This is a genomic window from Citrobacter sp. MGH106 (genome assembly GCF_001037495.1).
GTDB classification, from domain to species: Bacteria; Pseudomonadota; Gammaproteobacteria; order Enterobacterales; family Enterobacteriaceae; genus Citrobacter; species Citrobacter murliniae.
Genome location: NZ_KQ089822.1, coordinates 602,939 through 621,966 on the forward strand (window position 1 = coordinate 602,939; position 19,028 = coordinate 621,966).

The window sequence follows — 19,028 nt, forward strand, 5'->3', positions numbered from 1 at the left end:
TTACTCCGTTGCCTGCTCAATAATTAATTTCCCCTGCATTACCGAAACATTTACCGCTGTGCCGGTAGGGAACCCTGCCTGTTCAAGCCAGTCACCGTTCAGCGTTAATGAGGCATGCCTGCTGATACGTAGCGTGAACCCGGTGTGACGATCCTCGTACCGCTTTCTGACATAACCTACTTTTAAACGACGTACGGGTTTGGTGATAACCACTGCTGTTTTGCCATTTTCATCAGACATGAGCCATTCCTTGTGGCGGAGGGTTAAGATTAAAAACTACTGAATAAAATGACAGTAAAAAAGCGCGGGGGCAAACCTGAAACTGGAAGGATGATTCCACATTTGAAATGCAATGAATGAAATGAAGATGTAAAGCAATGCCGGAAGGTGGCAGAACCCTCCGGCAGGTAGATTACTCCAGGTCTGCCCCATTGCTGGCTATGACCTTTTTGTACCACCAGAATGACTTCTTACGTGTCCGTGCGAGCGTCCCGTTACCTGCATCATCCCGGTCCACATAGACAAAACCGTAGCGTTTGCTCATCTCGCCGGTTGAGGCGGAGACCAGATCGATACACCCCCAGGTGGTATAACCCATTAGCGGTACGCCATCTTCAATAGCGTCAGACATGGCGCGAATATGTTCGCGTAAATAGCTTATGCGATAGTCATCATTGATGTTGCCACTGGCATCCATCTCATCTTTTGCCCCAAGCCCGTTCTCCACCAGAAATAGCGGTTTCTGGTAGCGGTCATACATCATGTTCATGGTGATACGCAGACCCAGCGGGTCTATGCCCCAGCCCCATTCGCTGGCCTTAATGTAGGGATTGCGTAGCGATTTCACTACGTTGGCGGCGCTGGTATTGCCGGCATTCATTTCCGCCGAAGCGCAACGTGATGCGTAATAGCTGAAAGAGACAAAATCGACGGTATTTTTCAGGATCTCGTCATCTTCCGGGGCTTTCTCTATCACTACGCCTTTTTCACGAAACACCCGGGCCGAATAAGCGGGATAAGCTCCGCGCGCCTGGACATCAATGAAAAACAGGTTTTCGCGGTCTTTTTCCAGCGCGGTCCACACATCTTCCGGTTTGCATGAATAAGGATAAAAATTTCCGCCAGCCAGCATGCAACCAACCTGGTTGTGCGGGTTGATTTCATGAGCAATTTTGGTTGCCAGTGCACTGGCAATCAGTTCGTGGTGCGCGGACTGATATTTCACCTGATCCTGATTTTCACCGTCTTCAAACACCAGTCCTGCGCCTGAGAAAGGGCTGTGTAACATGATGTTGATTTCATTAAACGTCAGCCAGTATTTCACCAGACCGTCGAAGGCTTCGAAGCAGGTACGGGCGTAACGGGTAAAGAACTCCACCATTTTGCGGTTACGCCAGGAGCCGTACTCGGTCACCAGGTGCATTGGTACATCGAAGTGACACAGGGTAACTAATGGTTCAATACCGTATTTTTTGCATTCAGCGAATACCGCGCGATAAAAAGCGATACCTTCTTCATTCGGCGTGAGTTCGTCCCCATTCGGGTAGAGGCGGCTCCATGCAATTGAGGTGCGAAAAACCGTAAATCCCATTTCCGCCATCAGGGCGATATCTTCCTGATAACGATGATAGAAATCTATCGCATCATGGCTGGGATAAAACTCGTCATCCCGCAGCTGAAAGCGCTTTTCCTGACCTAGTTTGACGGGCATCCGGTGCGCGCCGTGTGGGATCATATCCACGGTAGTCAGCCCTTTGCCGCCTTCCCGATATGCCCCTTCAGACTGGTTGGCGGCCAGTGCGCCGCCCCATAAAAATCCTTGCGGAAAAACAGACATAGTAAACCTCAGTTATGGCCAGTCAGATGCTGGCTCCATTGATATTGCCCGGTTGCGTAGCCTGGTTTTTTCTGGCCTGTGCGGCTGCATCTTCGACGGGAATATCCTCAAAGCCGAGAAGTAGCGTTAATACAAAGGACAGCACAACTGCCAGCGCCATTACGCCAAATACCCAGACGATAGTCATTGGATTGGCCGGATCGAAAAACTGTACACTGGTGAATAGCCCTGGTGCTGCCATCGAGTGGCTTGCCAGCCCGGCCATTCCGGCAACGGCTCCACAGATAAAGCCACTGATAAGACTCGCAATCAGTGGACGTTTCAGGCGTACCGCCACACCGTACAGCGCGGGTTCGGAAATGCCCGCCATAATCGCGGAGGCTGCCGCCGCTAGCGCCGTCTGGCGCAGTTCCGGGTTTTTGGTTTTCCATGCCACAGCTAAAGATGAGCCGCCCAGCGACAGGTTGGCGCCGATTTCAGATGGCATGACCATGCCTTCTTTGCCGGTCTCGGCGATGGTCTGAATGATGGTTGGTGTAAAGACGCGATGCATGCCGGTCATTACCAGCAACGGCCACAGCGCGCCCATAATGGCGACTGAGAGCCAGCCCAGATAACCGTGAATGGTGTAAACCAGAGCCGAAATCGCGCTGCCGATCCAGATCCCGATCGGGCCAATGAGTACGATGGCGAGTGGGGCGGCGATCAGGACGATCAGCATCGGTTTAAGGAAGTTTTTCGTCACCGCCGGAGTGATGCGATCCACCCAACGCTCGATATACGACAGGCACCAGGTCATGACCAGCGCCGGGATCACCGTATACGTATATTTCACCGCAGTGACAGGGATCAGCGCAAACTCAACGTGTTCACCCTGTGCGGCCTTCGCCATCAGCTCGATAAAGCTTGGATGCACCAGTACGCCCGCAATGGCGATGGCCAGCGACATATTGGTTTTGAATTTAATGGCTGCCGAGGCAGCGACCATCAGCGGCAGGAAGAAGAATGCGCCGTCACCTATCACCGTCAGGATGGTCAGCGTTGAGGAGCCTTTTTCCAGAATGCCGGTCATCTCAAGGATCATCGCCAGCAATTTCAGCATCGATCCACCAATAATCGCCGGGATCAGCGGCGACATGGTACCGATCAGCGCATCGAGGATCCCTGCGCCAATACGCTTCAGGCTCAGCTTAGGTTTTACTTCCGACTCGGCAGGTTGCATATCACCAGGCAGCAGGTTGACGACTTCACGGTACGCTTGCGAAACGGTGTTACCAATGATCACCTGACATTGATTGTCGTTACGCACCACACCGAGTACGCCAGGGAGTGTTTTCAGTGTGGCGCTGTCGACCAGTGAGTCATCTTTGATAACGAAACGTAATCGGGTCATGCAGTGCGTCACTGCGGTGATATTCCCGACGCCGCCCAGAGCCGTCACAACGGAGCGCGCCAGCGCTGCATAATTCTTAGACATCGAATTTAATCCTGTTTTATCAGTAGGGTACGTTATGTCTTGCCGTTTACTCTGGTCTCATTTCTGTGTCGGTGAAACAGTGTTAGGAAACCGGTTTCATAAAAGCATGTTTATTTTTTGTAATATGAGCAAGCTTTAATTTTGATCGGTTATTATAAATGTGATTACGATCACCAGATATGGGGTACTGCGGTTGAGCAGCGGGGACAGTAGCCAAACGGTGCAGTACACTGCGTCACATTGAGTGATAAGGGATGAGTAATATGACCACGATGCTGGAGGTGGCGAAGCGTGCCGGCGTGTCGAAAGCGACGGTTTCCCGGGTGCTTTCAGGGAACGGCTACGTCAGCCAGGAGACCAAAGATCGCGTGTTTCAGGCCATTGAAGAAAGCGGTTATCGCCCCAATTTGCTGGCGCGAAACCTGGCGGCGAAAAGTACTCAGACGCTGGGGCTGGTGGTGACCAACACCCTGTATCATGGCGTTTATTTTAGCGAATTGTTGTTTCACACCGCACGGATGGCAGAGGACAGGGGACGCCAGCTTTTGCTTGCCGATGGTAAACACAGTGCTGAAGAAGAGCGTCAGGCGATTCAGTACCTGCTCGACCTGCGTTGTGATGCGATTATGATCTACCCACGTTTTCTCAGCGTCGATGAAATTGACGATATTATTGATGCGCACTCGCAGCCGATTATGGTGCTTAACCGACGACTGCGCAAAAACAGCAGCCACTGTGTCTGGTGCGATCAAAAGCAAACCAGCTTTAATGCCGTAACGCAGCTTATCGCCGCCGGGCATAAGGAAATTGGTTTTATTACTGGTTCAATGGATTCTCCCACCGGCGTGGAGCGTCTTTCAGGCTACAAAGACGCACTGGCGCATCATGGTATTTCCTTAAATAATGATCTGATTGTTAAAGGAAAATGGACTCCAGCTTGCGGTGCTGCAGGGGTAGATACTTTGCTTTCACGCAACGTGAATTTTACCGCGCTGGTGGCCAGTAATGATGACATGGCAATCGGTGCCATGAAGCAACTACACGAGCAGGGTGTTAACGTTCCTGCGCAGGTGTCGGTTATCGGCTTTGATGATATCGCTCTTGCGCCATACACGATCCCGGCACTTTCCAGTGTCAAAATACCGGTAACTGAGATGATCCAGGAGACGATTGGACGCCTCATCTTTATGCTGGACGGCGGGGACTTTGCGCCACCGAAAACCTTCACCGGTGAGCTGATTCCTCGCGACTCTGTTGCGCCGTCAGTTTTGCGTTGATCGCTGTCGTTAGTCATCGTCACTAGTGACGATGACACATATCCTTCACGTACTGGGAAATAAAAATCCTTTTATAACAATGTATTAAAATCTGGCACGATTTGTGAATGCTTCGGCTGATATTCTGTCATTGCTGGAGAAATTGATGAACCGTTTCATCATTGCAGACGCCAATAAATGCATTGGTTGCCGTACCTGTGAAGTGGCCTGCGTGGTATCCCATCAGGATAACCAGGACTGCGCATCGCTGACCCCTGAAACCTTTTTACCGCGTATTCACGTGATCAAAGGCGTTAACGTCTCCACTGCGACGCTGTGCCGTCAGTGTGAAGATGCGCCGTGCGCTAACGTCTGCCCGAACGGTGCAATCAGCCGCGATAAAGGTTTTGTCCACGTAATGCAGGAACGCTGCATTGGTTGCAAAACTTGCGTTGTGGCCTGTCCTTACGGCGCAATGGAAGTCGTTGTTCGTCCCGTTGTTCGCAACAGCGGCGCGGGTCTGAACGTACGTGCAGAGAAAGCCGAAGCCAACAAGTGCGACCTGTGCCACCATCGCGAAGCTGGCCCCGCCTGTATGGAAGTTTGTCCGACTCACGCCCTGATTTATGTGGATCGCAATAAGCTTGAACAACTGAGTGCAGAAAAACGCCGTCGTGCGGCGCTGGATTCCACCGCATCTTTGCTGTTCTGATCCCCGAAAATCCGCGTAAAATAAGGCGATATTTTTGCCGGATAGCGTTTCGCTTATCCGGCAAACGGGCATTTCAGGGAAACATGACCGCGGGAATTCATAATGACAATAAACCACCACTCCGGCGTACAGCTACGTATTCGCGGTAAGGTACAGGGCGTTGGATTTCGTCCCTTTGTCTGGCAACTGGCGCAGCGGCTAGAATTGCATGGCGACGTCTGTAACGACGGTGATGGTGTGGTTGTGCGAATGCTGGAAGATCCGGCGGTATTTATTGCCCAACTGCACCAACACTGCCCGCCGCTGGCTCGCATTGACAGCGTTGAGAGCGAGCCGTTTGCCTGGCCGCAGCAGCCTGCTGATTTCTCGATACGTCAAAGCGCAGGCGGGACGATGAATACGCAAATCGTGCCCGATGCCGCAACTTGTCCGGCCTGTCTTGTTGAAATGAATACGCCCGGCGAACGCCGCTATCGCTACCCCTTTATCAACTGTACCCACTGCGGCCCGCGTTTTACGATTATTCGTGCAATGCCATATGATCGTCCATTTACCGTGATGGCGTCATTTCCGCTTTGTCTCCAGTGCGATAAAGAATACCGCGATCCCTATGACCGCCGCTTCCATGCACAGCCGGTTGCCTGTCCGGCGTGCGGTCCACATCTTGAGTGGTTGAGCGCAGGCGTTCGGGCGGAAAAAGAAGACGCGTTGCAGTCGGCAGTGACACTGCTGAAAGCAGGTGGCATTGTGGCCGTCAAAGGGATTGGTGGATTCCATCTGGTTTGCGACGCGCGCAACGACAAGGCGGTGGCGATGCTCAGGACGCGCAAACACCGCCCGGCCAAACCGCTGGCGGTAATGCTGCCTGGTGATGATGGACTACCAGAGTCTGCGCGTCGTTTACTGGCCACCCCCGCAGCGCCAATAGTGCTGGTGAATAAGCAATATGTGGTTTCGCTGTGCGAGGGGATTGCGCCAGGGCTGATGGAAGTCGGCGTTATGCTGCCAGCCAACCCGCTACAGCATTTGCTTTTACAGGAAATGAATGGCCCGCTGGTGATGACCTCCGGCAACCTCAGCGGCAGACCACCTGCGATTACCAATGCGCAAGCGCTGGAAGATTTGCGCGAGATTGCCGATGGTTTTCTGCTGCATAACCGTGAAATCGTCCAGCGTATGGATGATTCCGTCGTGCGTGATAGCGGGGAAATGCTGCGCCGTTCCAGGGGTTACGTACCGGATGCTGTGGCGCTACCGCCAGGTTTTCGCGATGTGCCACCCATACTGTGCTTAGGCGCTGATCTGAAAAATACCTTCTGCCTGGTGCGAGGCGAACAGGCGGTTATCAGCCAGCATCTGGGAGATCTCAGCGACGATGGCATTCAAAACCAGTGGCGTGATGCGCTGCACCTGATCCAGAACATTTATGATTTCACGCCACAGCGTATCGTCTGCGATGCGCACCCTGGCTACGTTTCCAGCCAGTGGGCCAGTGAGATGAACCTGCCAACCGAAACGGTACTGCATCATCATGCTCACGCCGCTGCAAGTCTTGCCGAGCACGGCTGGTCGCTGGATGGAGGGGATGTTATTGCCCTGACGCTGGATGGTATCGGTATGGGCGAAAACGGTGCGTTGTGGGGAGGCGAGTGTCTGCGGGTTAATTATCGTGAGTGCGAACACCTCGGCGGTTTGCCTCCCGTAGCGCTGGTTGGTGGCGATCTCGCGGCTAAACAGCCGTGGCGTAATCTGTTGGCGCAGTGTCTGCGTTTTGTTCCTGACTGGCAACGTTACCCGGAAACGGCGTTACTGCAACAACAAAACTGGAGCGTGCTGGCACGTGCCATTGAGCGGGGAATTAATGCTCCGCTGGCGTCATCATGCGGGCGGTTGTTTGATGCCGTTGCGGCAGCGCTCCATTGCGCGCCGGAATCGCTGAGTTATGAAGGTGAGGCCGCCTGTACGCTGGAGGCGCTGGCCTCACAATGCGCGGGCGTTGAGCATCCGGTGAAGATTCCAGTAAGTGCTAATCAACTCGATTTGGCTGTTTTTTGGCAGCAGTGGCTGAACTGGCAGGCGACAGCGCCGGAACGCGCCTGGGCCTTCCATGATGCACTGGCGCGTGGGTTTGCCACGCTGATGCGCGAGCAGGCGGTCTCTCGCGGTATTTATACGCTGGCATTCAGCGGTGGTGTGATGCATAACCGGTTACTGTCGTCGCGGCTGGCATTTTATCTGGCCGATTTTACGTTACTGTTTCCGCAGCGTTTACCGGCAGGAGATGGGGGATTATCGCTGGGACAAGGCGTAATTGCTGCGGCGCGGGTGCTTACACAAAAATAAAAAAAGCCCCGGGACTGGCGGGGCAAGAAAAACAGGTCGGGGCATACCGACAAGTGGCAGCGCACATCCGTGTGCGTGAGGTTAATAAATCAAGCGATGGCACTACATTGTTTACACGGGCAGCGTTTTCAACAGAGCGAAAGCCTCCTTCATTCTGTCCTCACTGACCACGAAGGCGCATAACTGGCCTTCGCTGTTCGTTCCTCTGGCGACCATACCTTGTGCTTCCGCTGCAATGTGCCAGTTCAGATCCCGGCGCTGGGTTTCCCCTGCCAGATGTAATGGCAGCTCCGGCGTTTTGATTTTTACCAGCATGGCTGGCAGTTTCAGCGGGGCGTTGCCGCCGAGCAGATTTTTCGCCAGATACATCGCGCTAAGCTGAATGGGTTGCAGGAACGGCAACACCTGACCATTGATTTCCGCACAGTCGCCAAGGGCGTAAATATCCGGATGACTGGTTTGCAGGTAGCTGTCGACGCAAACACCACGGTTGATGGTTAATCCAGCACGTCGCGCCAGCGCCGTTTCAGGACGTAAACCTGTTGCCGCAATCACCGCATCAACTTCTACGCTACGGTGACGATCGAGCGTGGCGCGAATACCGGTGCTGGTTTTCTCCAGCTCCAGTAATTGCGATTTCAGCAGCAAATGCACACCCATGTCGGTCAGGCGATGCTGCAAGCGGCTGCTCACTTCCGGCGGCATTAACGAAGCCAGAATACTGGCGGCGTTATCGATAAGCGTCACCGCTTTACCGGCGCGACAGAAATCCATTGCCAGTTCGCTGCCAATTAAGCCACCGCCGACAATCAGAACACGCCGGGCGTCACGAAGTTGTGTTTCACAGGCGCGATACTCCTGTTGGCTGTTAAGAGTAAGCATTAACTCACGTCCGGTAACCGGAGGTACAAAGGCTGACGCCCCGGTTGCCAGCACCAGTTTGTCATACTGCCACTGTTTGTCCTGGCTTTTCACTACGTGGGCGTCGGCATCAATATCGGTAACCCAGGTGTGCGGGAATAAGCGTAATGTAAACTGTTCGGCGAACTCCCCCGCCGACTGGCGGGTGAGGTCATCGGCACGCTGTGCCTGGCTGATAACGTGGCTGAGATCGGGTTTGTTGTACTCGTCCATGCTGTCAGCGGCAATCAGCGTCAACGGGACTGTTGCATCCTGTTTACGGATATTTTTGACTAACTGGCGGGCGGCGAAGCCCGAACCAATGATGACAATTCCGTGGCTCATTTTGCCTCCGTTGCCAGTACGTCGAAGACATCTTTACCTAATGAACATTCCGGGCACAGGAAGTTATCCGGCACGTCGCTCCACGGAGTACCCGGTGCGACATCTTGTAAAGGTTCGCCTTTAGCGGGATCGTAGATCCACTGGCAGACGCTGCACTGCATGCAAGGTCCGAGATCGGCGGCAGCGGCGGCGGCACAGGCGCACTCTTCTTCTTTAGTTGTTGCTTTCACATTGGCTTCCGGCAGCGGAGCAAGCGCCCACTGACGTGCAATTTCACGACCGTGCTGACGGCACAGTTCCAGCGCATCCAGGTCCGGACGCCATTTCGCTTTCAGGCTCAGAGACATTTCGAAACCAGCGTCCTGCAGACGGGTAGACAGACGGTCTACTGCGCCGCCGCTCCAGCCGTGTGAACCAAAGGCGCTGGCGCGTTTGTTACGAAAACGCAGACCTGTCATCTCTTCAACCAGACCCGCGATTTTCGGCATCATCACGTTGTTCATGGTAGATGTACCGACCAGTACGCCTTTGGAGCGGAAGACGTTGGTCAGGATTTCGTTCTTATCGCTACGGGCGACGTTAAAGATTTTGACCGCCACATTTGGGTCAACTTCGTTGATCCCTTGCGCAATAGCATCTGCCATCATGCGAGTGTTGTTGGACATGGTGTCGTAGAAAATCGTGATGCGATCTTCCTGATAATCTGCCGCCCATTTCAGATACAGTTCAACGATCTGTGTTGGGTTGTCACGCCATACCACACCGTGAGAGGTGGCAATCATATCGACCGGCAAATTAAAGCCGAGGATCTCGGTGATTTTCGGTGTCACCAGACGGCTGAATGGCGTCAGGATGTTGGCATAGTAGCGTTGGCACTGTTCGAACAGTTCAGTCTGGTCCACTTCGTCGTTAAACAGACGTTCGTCACAGTAATGCTGACCGAAGGCGTCGTTACTGAACAGGACGGCGTCGCCGGTCATGTAGGTCATCATGCTGTCAGGCCAGTGCAGCATCGGGGTTTCTACGAAGATCAACTGCTTACCGTTACCAATATCCAGTGAGTCGCCGGTTTTAACCACGTTGAAGTTCCATTCCGGGTGATGATGATGTCCGGTAATGGAATCAATGGCGTTATTGGTACAGTAAATCGGGGTATCCGGAATGCAGGACATCAGTTCGGTCAGCGCACCGGCATGATCTTCTTCTGCATGGTTAATGATGATGTAGTCAATATCCGCCAGGTCAATTTCACTGCGCAGATTTTGCACGAATTCACGGCTAAACTTGTGGTCTACTGTATCGATCAGGACATTTTTTTCTTCACGGATGAGATAGCTGTTGTAGCTGCTGCCGCGCAGCGTTTTGTATTCGGTTCCGTGGAAATCACGAACTTCCCAGTCACGTTGGCCAACCCAATGAATGTTATTTTTAACCAGAATAGACATAGCAACCTCAATTAATTCAGCGTTTTTCAAAAAAGATGTTTTGCTTATTGCAGATTGCGTGCCAGTTTTTTATTTATTTGATTTATAAAGTTTTAATTTTTATACCCCAAAAATGGTAGTCAAAATGACTATTTAATTTATTGTCAATATGACAATATGAATTGTCAAAATGACAATGAGGTAGTCATGAGCTTTTCAGTTGATGTCCTGGCGGGCATCGCCATTGAATTACAAAGCGGTATTGGGCATCAGGATCGTTTTCAACGTCTGATTACCACCCTGCGCCAGGTGTTGGAGTGTGATGCTTCGGCGCTGCTGCGCTACGAGTCCCGACAGTTCATTCCCCTGGCAATTGACGGGCTGGCACAGGATGTCCTCGGCAGGCGTTTTACGCTGGAGGGCCATCCGCGTCTGGAAGCGATCGCCCGTGCAGGCGATGTCGTGCGCTTTCCTGCCGACAGCGATTTACCCGACCCATACGACGGGCTGATTCCGGGTCAGGAAAGCCTGAAGGTTCATGCCTGCATCGGGTTGCCGCTGTTTGCCGGACAAAATCTGATAGGCGCGCTGACGCTTGATGGTATGGAACCTGACCAGTTCGATGTGTTCAGCGATGAAGAACTACGCCTGATTGCCGCTCTGGCGGCGGGCGCGCTGAGCAATGCATTGTTGATTGAACAACTGGAAAGCCAGAATATGCTGCCGGGTTCGTCAACTGCCTTTGAGCAGGTCACTGAAACGCAGATGATTGGCCTGTCGCCCAATATGATGCAGTTGAAAAAAGAAATTGAGATTGTGGCAGGCTCTGATCTCAACGTGCTTATCAGCGGTGAAACGGGGACAGGCAAAGAGCTGGTGGCGAAAGCCATCCATGAGGGCTCACCGCGCGCGGTGAATCCGCTGGTGTATCTGAACTGTGCCGCGTTGCCGGAAAGTGTGGCGGAAAGCGAGCTGTTTGGTCACGTGAAGGGGGCATTTACCGGAGCCATCAGCAATCGTAGCGGCAAGTTTGAAATGGCAGACAACGGCACGCTGTTTCTGGATGAGATTGGCGAGCTGTCACTGGCGCTACAGGCCAAGCTGCTGCGCGTGTTGCAGTATGGGGATATTCAACGCGTCGGGGACGATCGCAGTCTGCGTGTGGATGTCCGTGTGCTGGCGGCCACTAACCGTGATTTACGTGAAGAAGTGCTGGCCGGAAATTTCCGTGCCGATTTGTTCCATCGCCTGAGCGTCTTCCCGCTTTCCGTACCGCCGCTGCGTGAACGCGGTGACGATGTCGTGTTGCTGGCAGGGTATTTTTGCGAACAGTGTCGGCTAAGACTGGGGCTTTCTCGTGTGGTGCTCAGCCCTGGGGCACGAACTCATCTGCTGAACTACGGCTGGCCCGGAAACGTCCGTGAACTCGAGCATGCTATTCATCGTGCAGTGGTGCTGGCAAGGGCGACAAGGGCAGGGGATGAAGTGGTACTGGAAGCACAGCATTTTGCTTTACAGGAAGATGTTCATTCGCCGCAGGCCGAAGTCATCGCAGAGATGCCGCAGGCTCATAACCTGCGTGAGGCAACAGAATCATTTCAGCGGGAGATGATCCGCCGGGCACTGGCGCAGAATAACCACAGCTGGGCGGCAAGCGCGCGAGCGCTGGAAACCGACGTCGCCAACCTGCACCGGTTGGCGAAACGTCTGGGACTGAAGGATTAGATAATTCCTGCCTGGTAGAAATCCTGCAGGTTGATAGCGCCGGTGAGTTTGCCGTTTTCGTCCACCACCGGTGCGGCGGTAATTTTGCGCTTCATCAGGATCTCTTTGGCATCAATTGCGCGGCTTTGCGCCTGCAGCGTAATGCCATTGGGGGTCATCGCTTCGCTAACCTGAGTAGTGAGCGCGCCGCCACCGACCAGCCAGCGGCGCAGGTCACCGTCGGTAAATACGCCTTTCACTAACGCTTGTTCGTCGCAGACCGCCACCAGGCCCAGACCGGTACGGCTCAGTTCCAGCATGGCATCCATGACGCTGGTGGTGAGCGTGACCTGTGGTACGGCATCGTCGCGACGCATCAGGTGGTGCACCTTATTTAACAAACGTGCACCCAACGCACCGGCCGGATGGGAACGGGCAAAATCTTCTTCGTTAAAACCACGCGCCTGCATCACGGCAATTGCCAGCGCATCGCCCATCATCAGGGTGTTGACGGTGCTGGATGTCGGCGCCAGGCGCATCGGGCAGGCTTCGCGCTCCACCGAAATATCCAGTACGGCTTTTGCCGCCAGGCCCAACGGTGAGGTCGGTTTTCCTGTCATCGCCAGCAGGGCGACGGATTTGTCCTCCAGGCGCGGAATAATGAGATCCAACTCTTTTGCACCACCGGAGTAAGAGATGAACAGCATCACATCGCGACTTTCAATCATCCCTAAGTCGCCGTGCAGCGCTTCCGCAGGATGCACAAAAAAGGCCGGGGTGCCTGTGCTGGCGAGAGTCGCCGCGATTTTTTTGCCAATATGACCAGACTTGCCAATACCGGAAACAATGACTTTGCCTTCGCAGTGGATAATGGTATTGGCGGCGCGGACAAAATCATCGCCCAGACGTTCTGGCAGTCGGCTGGCTTCCTGTAGTTCCAGCATTAACGTCTGACGGCCCGCGTTCAGTAGTGCATCACTCATTGGTTTCTCCGGTTATGATCACTTCAATCCCTTTTGCTTCCAGCGCCTGACGAAATACAGGATCGATGCCTGCATCGGTAATCAGCTTGTCGACGCTTTCCAGACTGCACACAACATTGGGGCTTTTACGCCCGAATTTTGATGAGTCCGCCATCAGAATCACTTCGCGAGCGGCATTGCACATCGCTTTACTGACGGTGTAGACCTCATTAAAGGTGGTCACTCCGGCATTAAGGTCAATGCCATCGGTACCCATGAAGAGTTTATCAAAGCTGAACTGCTCAAAGGCGTTTTCTGCCAACTGACCGTGAAATGACGCAGATTTTTTGCGAAACGTACCGCCTGGCATCAGGATGGTTTGCTCATTGTCCAGCTCCGAAAGGGCGTTAACAATGTGCAGACTGTTGGTCATGACGGTGATATTGCTAAAGCGGGTGAGCATTGGCACCATCTGTAAAACGGTGCTGCCTGCATCAAGAATGATAGAGTCGCCATCGTGAATATATCGTACGGCGGCTTCGGCAATTTGCTCTTTCTTATGCGTGTTGATTAGCGTTTTGTGATCGATAGGCGGGTCGGATTCGTCTTTGTTTAATACTACACCGCCATAGGTACGAATGACGGTTCCGGCATTTTCCAGAATGACCAGGTCTTTGCGAATGGTCGTGCCGGTAGTGTCAAAGTATTGTGCCAGTTCTTCAACCGAGCATTTCCCCTGTTTTTGCAGATGCTCCAGTATTGCAGCCTGACGCTGACGAGGTTTCATAGGCATGATCACCCTGTATAGGTTGCGAAATGATAATTTCGCAAGCTATTAGCATTCACAACGAAATTATCCATGTTTCAGTTTAAGCGCCAATGATAGTGCATTCTGCGAGAGCGGATCATGGGGAAAGATCACATCAGGCTGTAATTCATCAAGATGTTTACCCATTATCGTGGCAATTTTTATTGGCTTAGCGAATACGGTAAGTCCTTTCATAAATAAAGTATCGGTTACCCGTTGTTGCTCATCCAGCGCAATGGCGACAACTACACGCGGTTTAAAGCGCCCACCGGAACGACCTACGCCGACTCTTCCCTGCTGACAGAGCTTATCGAACGCGCGATTAAAGCGGGATATTTGCCAACCCCCCAGCGCCAGCTGCAGGCACCAGGCGACGGCGGCGACGGTTATCAGTGCAGAAACCATGTTATTGCTCCTTGCTTATGTGCCGGGAGGCGCTGGGCTTACCCGGCCTACAGGGAGGGCGTAGGCCGGATAAGGTGGAACCGCCATCCGGCAATTCAACATTAAAACATCACCTGGCCACCGGTCACATTAATGGACTGCCCGGTGCAGTAAGACGCTTTCGGGCTGGCATAAAACAGCAGCATATTCAGCACATCCTGATAATCGCAGCCGCGCTTGAGGGGAACCTTATCAATGTAATACTGCTCCACTTCATCCGGCTTGAGGCCGAGTTTGGTCGCATATTGCGGTAATAAAGACTGGAACATCGGTGATTTCAACAAGTTACCAAGCATCAGTGAATGTACGGTAATACCATATTCCGCCAGATCCAGCGCCAGCGACTGGGTTAAACCCACGCCGCCAAATTTAGCGGCGCTGTAACCGGAGTTGTGTTTACTGCCTACTTTGCCTGATTTCGAGTTGATCTGGATAATGCGGCCCTGAATGCCGTCACGGATCATCAGACGTGAGAATTCACGTGCACAAAGGAAGTAACCGACCAGGTTCACCTGTAAAGAGCGATCAAAATCTCCAAGCTCAAAGTCACTGATGAACGCTGCTTTGGCGATGCCCGCGCTGTAAACCAGCAGATCAGCGCGGCCGAATATTTCATCCACTCCGCGTGATAACGCCAGTACGCTCTGTTCGCTGGTGGCGTCGGCACCAAAGCCGTAAGCGGTACCCTCACCAAACTCCGCATTAATCTCCTGTGCCACATTCGCTGCTTTATCGCTTTGAATATCCACCACCGCAACGCGGTATCCTTCTGTAGCAAGCCCACGGCAAAGGAATGCACCCAGAGTCTGGCCTCCACCAATGACAACGGCAACTTGATTCATTTTTATCTCCTTCAATCTTAAGCAACAAACTTCAAAATACAGCCCGGTGCGATACCGTCTGGTACTGGTCCCGCAACGTGTACAGTGCCGGGGAATTCCGCTTCACTCAGTCCGTCAAAACGCAGGGTGATATGCCCCAGCTCACGTAAGTTTTGTTCCGCAACGCTGCCAACGGCCGTGACCGGATAGTGATGCTGTCCCAGCTCGAACTGGACGCCGGCTTGCAGAGAGCCGTTCAGCTCTCCATGGCAATGAATGAAGCAAAATTCTTCGATATCCGCAGGTGCGCCTTCACGAAAGGTAATCAGCATTTGATCGCAAAGTGCATCCGGCGCGCTCTGGCCAATACGGGTGATGGTGGTCTGATAAATCACGGTCATCTTCGGAACCTCTTATTGGTAAATAAAGCCGGAAACAAACCAGGCAATGAGAACGGTTGGTGCGCCGGTCAGGAAGCGGCTCACCAGCACCGATGGCACGCCAACGCGCACGGTATCCTGACGGGCTTCCGCCAGCGATAAACCCACCGGGATAAAGTCGCAGGCCGCCTGGGCGTTAATTGCGAATAAGGCAGGCAGTGCCAGATGCGGCGGGATGTTACCCAGACCAATCTGTACACCTATCAGTACTCCGATAACCTGGGCGATTACGGCGCCAGGGCCGAGGAAAGGGGACAACAGTGGGAAAGAACAGATCAGCGCCAGCGTTACCAGCCCTAACGGATGGCTGGCCAGCGGTGCGAGGCCGTGAGCTATCCAGTCGCCCAGACCGGAAGCCATGATGATGCCGATCAGCGCCGAGACGAATGCCATAAAGGGCAGAATGGTTTTCAACACGGTATCAATCGTGTCTCGTCCGGACTGGAACAGCACTGCTACGGCGGATCCCATCCCCATACCCACTTTCGCCAGCAGGCCATCGCTCTGCTCGGTAATCTTTTTGCTGGTGTCGTAATCGCGGCCCGCAGTGGTGTTTGTGGACTGAGGTGCGGCAGATGTTTCACCGACAACGGTAATGTTTTCTTCTTTTACGCCAGAGACATAGATATCTTCGACAATGTACTGGGCCAGCGGACCGGATTTACCCGTGGCATGAATGTTCAGCGTTGGTATGCGCCGCTTCGGATAGATCCCGCAGCGCAGTGTGCCGCCGCAGTCAATGATCGCAGCACCAATTTCCTCTTCAGGTGGCTCGCCTTCTTTAAACCCATCTACCGCCTGCCAGCCGGTTAACTGTGCCAATTTGTCGACAATCGCGGGGCGTGTTCCGGCAGTGATATAGACAATTTTCTTCCCAGGCGTCGCCTCCAGTTCGAGCGGGCCACCCCAACCGCCAGTGCCTTTTTCAATACGAATACGCATCATGATGTCGCTCCAGACAGACGGACTTTCTGTTCAAGTTGGATGCCCATTTTTTTCTCAAAGATGGAGGTGGTGAGGTCGGTTACCCAGCCGCGGAAAAAGTTCGTGACCAGACCGACCAGCAAATAGCTCACCGCGAGCGGGCCGAGGGGGAGACCAAGCGTCGTCAGGCCGCTGGCAATGCCCAGATAGACAAACAGCTCACCGGGGTTGATATGAGGGAATAATCCGTTCATTGAGTGGCAGCTATAAGAAGCTGCAGCGTAGTAGCTGGGTTTGTATCTTTCAGGCATAAAACGACCCAGGCTCAGGGTCATGGGGTTACAAAATACAAAAGTACCGATGCAAGGTAGCAGCAGATAGCGGGATAACGGATTTCCGGCACAGCGCTGAGCAAATCGCTCAATGCGCTGCTGGCCAATGAAGTTAATCAGCGCGTTCATGATGACCAGCAGACTAATCAAGAGCGGAAGAATACCGGTCACCATACTGGTGAATACTTCTCCGCCTTTCTGGAACAGCCCAATGAACCACTCTGCGCCCAGGGTGATGGTTTCGATCATTATTCTCTCCTGTAGGGGTTAGTTACCTTTCCAAAAGGTGATTCATTTTAATCACAATGAAAGAATTTAAAGTGTTATTTTGATCGCAAAACGAAAGATAAATATTTTATTTTGAAAGTTTATGGGAAGGGGATTGATGAGATGAGTGGGAATGGTATTTATTCTGTGAGGACTGCTTCCTTGTTTGGCGGGGGATGCTTTACCATACTTCTCCCAGGCTGAATCTGTTTAATGGATGTCCCATGTTCAAGCGTCGTTATGTAGCATTACTTCCCCTTTGTGTGTTGCTTGCTGCCTGTAGCAGCAAACCGAAACCTTCAGAGACTCAAACGACCACGGGAACGCCATCCGGCGGCTTCCTGCTTGAGCCGCAACACAATGTCATGCTGTCGGGTGGTGACTTTGCCAATAATCCGAACGCACAGCAGTTCATCGAGAAGATGGTGAGCAAGCACGGTTTTGACCGGCAACAGTTGCAAGAGATCCTGTCGCAGGCCAAGCGTCTGGATTATGTTCTGCGTCTGATGGACCGTCAGGCACCGACTACCCAGCCGCCAGCCGGACCTAACGGAGCCTGGCTGCGCTATCGCAAGCAGTTCATTACCCCGGATAACGTGCAAAACGGCGTGGCATTCTGGAATCAGCATGAAGATGCTCTGAAGCGTGCATGGCAGGTTTACGGCGTGCCGCCGGAAATTATCGTAGGTATTATTGGGGTGGAAACTCGCTGGGGCCGCGTGATGGGTAAAACGCGTATTCTGGATGCGCTGGCGACCCTGTCATTTAACTATCCGCGCCGGGCAGAATACTTTTCCGGTGAACTGGAAACTTTCCTGCTGATGGCTCGGGATGAAAGCGATGACCCGCTGGATCTGAAAGGTTCCTTCGCTGGTGCAATGGGGTACGGGCAGTTCATGCCGTCCTCTTACAAAGAATATGCTGTCGATTTTAATGGCGATGGGCATATCAATCTGTGGGATCCGGTTGATGCCATCGGTAGCGTGGCGAATTACTTCAAAGGCCACGGCTGGGTGAAAGGAGATATGGTGGCTGTCCCGGCAAACGGCCAGGCACCGGGGCTGGCTAACGGTTTTAAAACCCAGTACAGCATTTCTCAGCTTGCTGCTGCAGGTCTGACGCCGCAGCAGCCGTTAGGGAATCACCAGCAGGTCAGCTTGCTGCGTCTGGATATCGGCACCGGTTATCAGTACTGGTATGGACTGCCGAACTTCTACACCATTACCCGCTATAACCACAGCACGCATTACGCGATGGCTGTCTGGCAGTTAGGTCAGGCGGTGGCGCTGGCACGGGTGCAATAATCATTCTTGCCGGATACGATGTGCAGGCATCGTATCCGGCTCTATTTTTAAGTCAGCTTATCTATTTTCTGAATCCCCCTCGTAAATTACTCTCCTCATCCCCATCTTTGTTATGAAAGTGCTATCTTGTCCGGCATATTTTTTTTACTGACAGAGGCTGAAATGACTGACAGTGAACTGATGCAGTTAAGTGAGCGGGTTGGGCTGGCGTTGAAAGCGCGCGGTGCGACGGTGACTACCGCAGAATCCTGTACCGGCGGTTGGGTAGCGAAAGCCATTACCGATATTGCCGGAAGCTCTGCCTGGTTTGAACGCGGGTTTGTGACTTACAGTAATGAAGCTAAATCACAGATGATCGGTGTACGAGAAGAAACGCTGGTACAGCATGGCGCGGTGAGTGAACCGGTAGTCGTCGAAATGGCGATTGGTGCGCTGAAAGCTGCTCGTGCGCATTTCGCTGTCTCGATCAGCGGTATTGCAGGGCCAGATGGTGGGAGTGAAGATAAGCCCGTCGGCACCGTGTGGTTTGCTTTTGCCAGCGCAAGCGGCGAGGGGGTTACCCGTCGGGAATGCTTCAGTGGTAACCGCGATGCAGTACGTCGGCAGGCGACCGCCTATGCGTTACAGACCCTGTGGCAACAATTTCTACAAAATACTTGATACTGTATGAGCATACAGTATAATTGCGACAACAGAACATCATCTTTCACGTTTCGCGGTTTAACCCG

At 53.1% G+C, this 19,028-nt stretch carries 18 protein-coding genes; 6 read left to right on the forward strand and 12 right to left on the reverse strand.

All coding sequences use genetic code 11. The features are described from left to right. The 3 genes from SK36_RS02720 to ascF form a co-directional block, all read right to left on the reverse strand. Complete coding sequence (locus SK36_RS02720) at positions 1–240, reverse strand: SymE family type I addiction module toxin (protein ID WP_045446659.1); 240 nt, start codon at positions 238–240, stop codon at positions 1–3. A 172-nt stretch (positions 241–412) separates the two neighbouring features. After that, positions 413–1,837 (reverse strand): 6-phospho-beta-glucosidase, encoded by a 1,425-nt coding sequence (locus SK36_RS02725; RefSeq protein ID WP_048220691.1) that lies wholly within the window; start codon positions 1,835–1,837, stop codon positions 413–415. Positions 1,838–1,859: 22 nt separating this feature from the next. Continuing rightward, positions 1,860–3,314, reverse strand: a complete 1,455-nt coding sequence (gene ascF / locus SK36_RS02730) for a PTS cellobiose/arbutin/salicin transporter subunit IIBC (RefSeq protein ID WP_048220692.1) — start codon at positions 3,312–3,314, stop codon at positions 1,860–1,862. A 263-nt stretch (positions 3,315–3,577) separates the two neighbouring features. On the opposite strand from ascF, the gene SK36_RS02735 reads away from it, so the two are divergent. From SK36_RS02735 to hypF, 3 genes are all read left to right on the forward strand, one after another. Further along, on the forward strand, positions 3,578–4,591 hold the full coding sequence (locus SK36_RS02735; RefSeq protein WP_045446651.1) for a LacI family DNA-binding transcriptional regulator: 1,014 nt from the start codon (positions 3,578–3,580) through the stop codon (positions 4,589–4,591). Positions 4,592–4,736: 145 nt separating this feature from the next. Then, the gene (gene hydN, locus SK36_RS02740; protein WP_003037366.1) at positions 4,737–5,282 is read left to right on the forward strand and encodes an electron transport protein HydN; all 546 of its coding nucleotides are present in this window, start codon (positions 4,737–4,739) and stop codon (positions 5,280–5,282) included. A gap of 102 nt (positions 5,283–5,384) precedes the next feature. Then, the gene (gene hypF, locus SK36_RS02745) at positions 5,385–7,625 is read left to right on the forward strand and encodes a carbamoyltransferase HypF (RefSeq protein ID WP_048220693.1); all 2,241 of its coding nucleotides are present in this window, start codon (positions 5,385–5,387) and stop codon (positions 7,623–7,625) included. Positions 7,626–7,736: 111 nt separating this feature from the next. On the opposite strand, the gene norW is transcribed toward hypF, so the two are convergent. Continuing rightward, the gene (gene norW / locus SK36_RS02750) at positions 7,737–8,870 is read right to left on the reverse strand and encodes an NADH:flavorubredoxin reductase NorW (RefSeq protein ID WP_048220694.1); all 1,134 of its coding nucleotides are present in this window, start codon (positions 8,868–8,870) and stop codon (positions 7,737–7,739) included. Then, positions 8,867–10,315 carry an anaerobic nitric oxide reductase flavorubredoxin gene (norV, locus tag SK36_RS02755; RefSeq protein WP_048222537.1) on the reverse strand — a complete coding sequence of 483 codons (1,449 nt, stop codon included), beginning with the start codon at positions 10,313–10,315 and terminating at the stop codon, positions 8,867–8,869. The genes norW and norV overlap by 4 nt, the downstream gene beginning before the upstream one ends. A gap of 186 nt (positions 10,316–10,501) precedes the next feature. Between norV and norR the strand changes: the two genes are divergently transcribed. Beyond that, positions 10,502–12,019, forward strand: a complete 1,518-nt coding sequence (gene norR / locus SK36_RS02760) for a nitric oxide reductase transcriptional regulator NorR (RefSeq protein WP_048220695.1) — start codon at positions 10,502–10,504, stop codon at positions 12,017–12,019. Here the strand turns inward: norR and gutQ are convergent. From gutQ to srlA, 7 genes are all read right to left on the reverse strand, one after another. Further along, on the reverse strand, positions 12,016–12,981 hold the full coding sequence (gene gutQ / locus SK36_RS02765) for an arabinose-5-phosphate isomerase GutQ (RefSeq protein ID WP_045446641.1): 966 nt from the start codon (positions 12,979–12,981) through the stop codon (positions 12,016–12,018). The genes norR and gutQ overlap by 4 nt on opposite strands. After that, complete coding sequence (gene srlR / locus SK36_RS02770) at positions 12,974–13,747, reverse strand: glucitol operon DNA-binding transcriptional repressor SrlR (RefSeq protein ID WP_045449764.1); 774 nt, start codon at positions 13,745–13,747, stop codon at positions 12,974–12,976. The genes gutQ and srlR overlap by 8 nt, the downstream gene beginning before the upstream one ends. 66 nt (positions 13,748–13,813) lie before the next feature. Next, positions 13,814–14,173 carry a transcriptional regulator GutM gene (gene gutM, locus SK36_RS02775; protein WP_048220697.1) on the reverse strand — a complete coding sequence of 120 codons (360 nt, stop codon included), beginning with the start codon at positions 14,171–14,173 and terminating at the stop codon, positions 13,814–13,816. 101 nt (positions 14,174–14,274) lie between these two features. Continuing rightward, complete coding sequence (gene srlD, locus SK36_RS02780) at positions 14,275–15,054, reverse strand: sorbitol-6-phosphate dehydrogenase (RefSeq protein ID WP_045446635.1); 780 nt, start codon at positions 15,052–15,054, stop codon at positions 14,275–14,277. Between the two features lie 17 nt (positions 15,055–15,071). Then, on the reverse strand, positions 15,072–15,434 hold the full coding sequence (gene srlB, locus SK36_RS02785; RefSeq protein WP_045446632.1) for a PTS glucitol/sorbitol transporter subunit IIA: 363 nt from the start codon (positions 15,432–15,434) through the stop codon (positions 15,072–15,074). Positions 15,435–15,446: 12 nt separating this feature from the next. Then, on the reverse strand, positions 15,447–16,418 hold the full coding sequence (srlE, locus tag SK36_RS02790; protein ID WP_045446629.1) for a PTS glucitol/sorbitol transporter subunit IIB: 972 nt from the start codon (positions 16,416–16,418) through the stop codon (positions 15,447–15,449). Continuing rightward, positions 16,415–16,978 carry a PTS glucitol/sorbitol transporter subunit IIC gene (srlA, locus tag SK36_RS02795; protein WP_045446627.1) on the reverse strand — a complete coding sequence of 188 codons (564 nt, stop codon included), beginning with the start codon at positions 16,976–16,978 and terminating at the stop codon, positions 16,415–16,417. Before srlA ends, srlE begins: the two co-directional genes overlap by 4 nt. A 242-nt stretch (positions 16,979–17,220) precedes the next feature. Between srlA and mltB the strand changes: the two genes are divergently transcribed. Continuing rightward, positions 17,221–18,300, forward strand: a complete 1,080-nt coding sequence (gene mltB, locus SK36_RS02800; protein ID WP_045446624.1) for a lytic murein transglycosylase B — start codon at positions 17,221–17,223, stop codon at positions 18,298–18,300. Between the two features lie 162 nt (positions 18,301–18,462). Further along, a complete protein-coding gene (gene pncC / locus SK36_RS02805; protein ID WP_045446621.1) occupies positions 18,463–18,960 on the forward strand; it encodes a nicotinamide-nucleotide amidase in 498 nt (165 codons plus the stop codon). Positions 18,961–19,028: the final 68 nt, after the last annotated feature.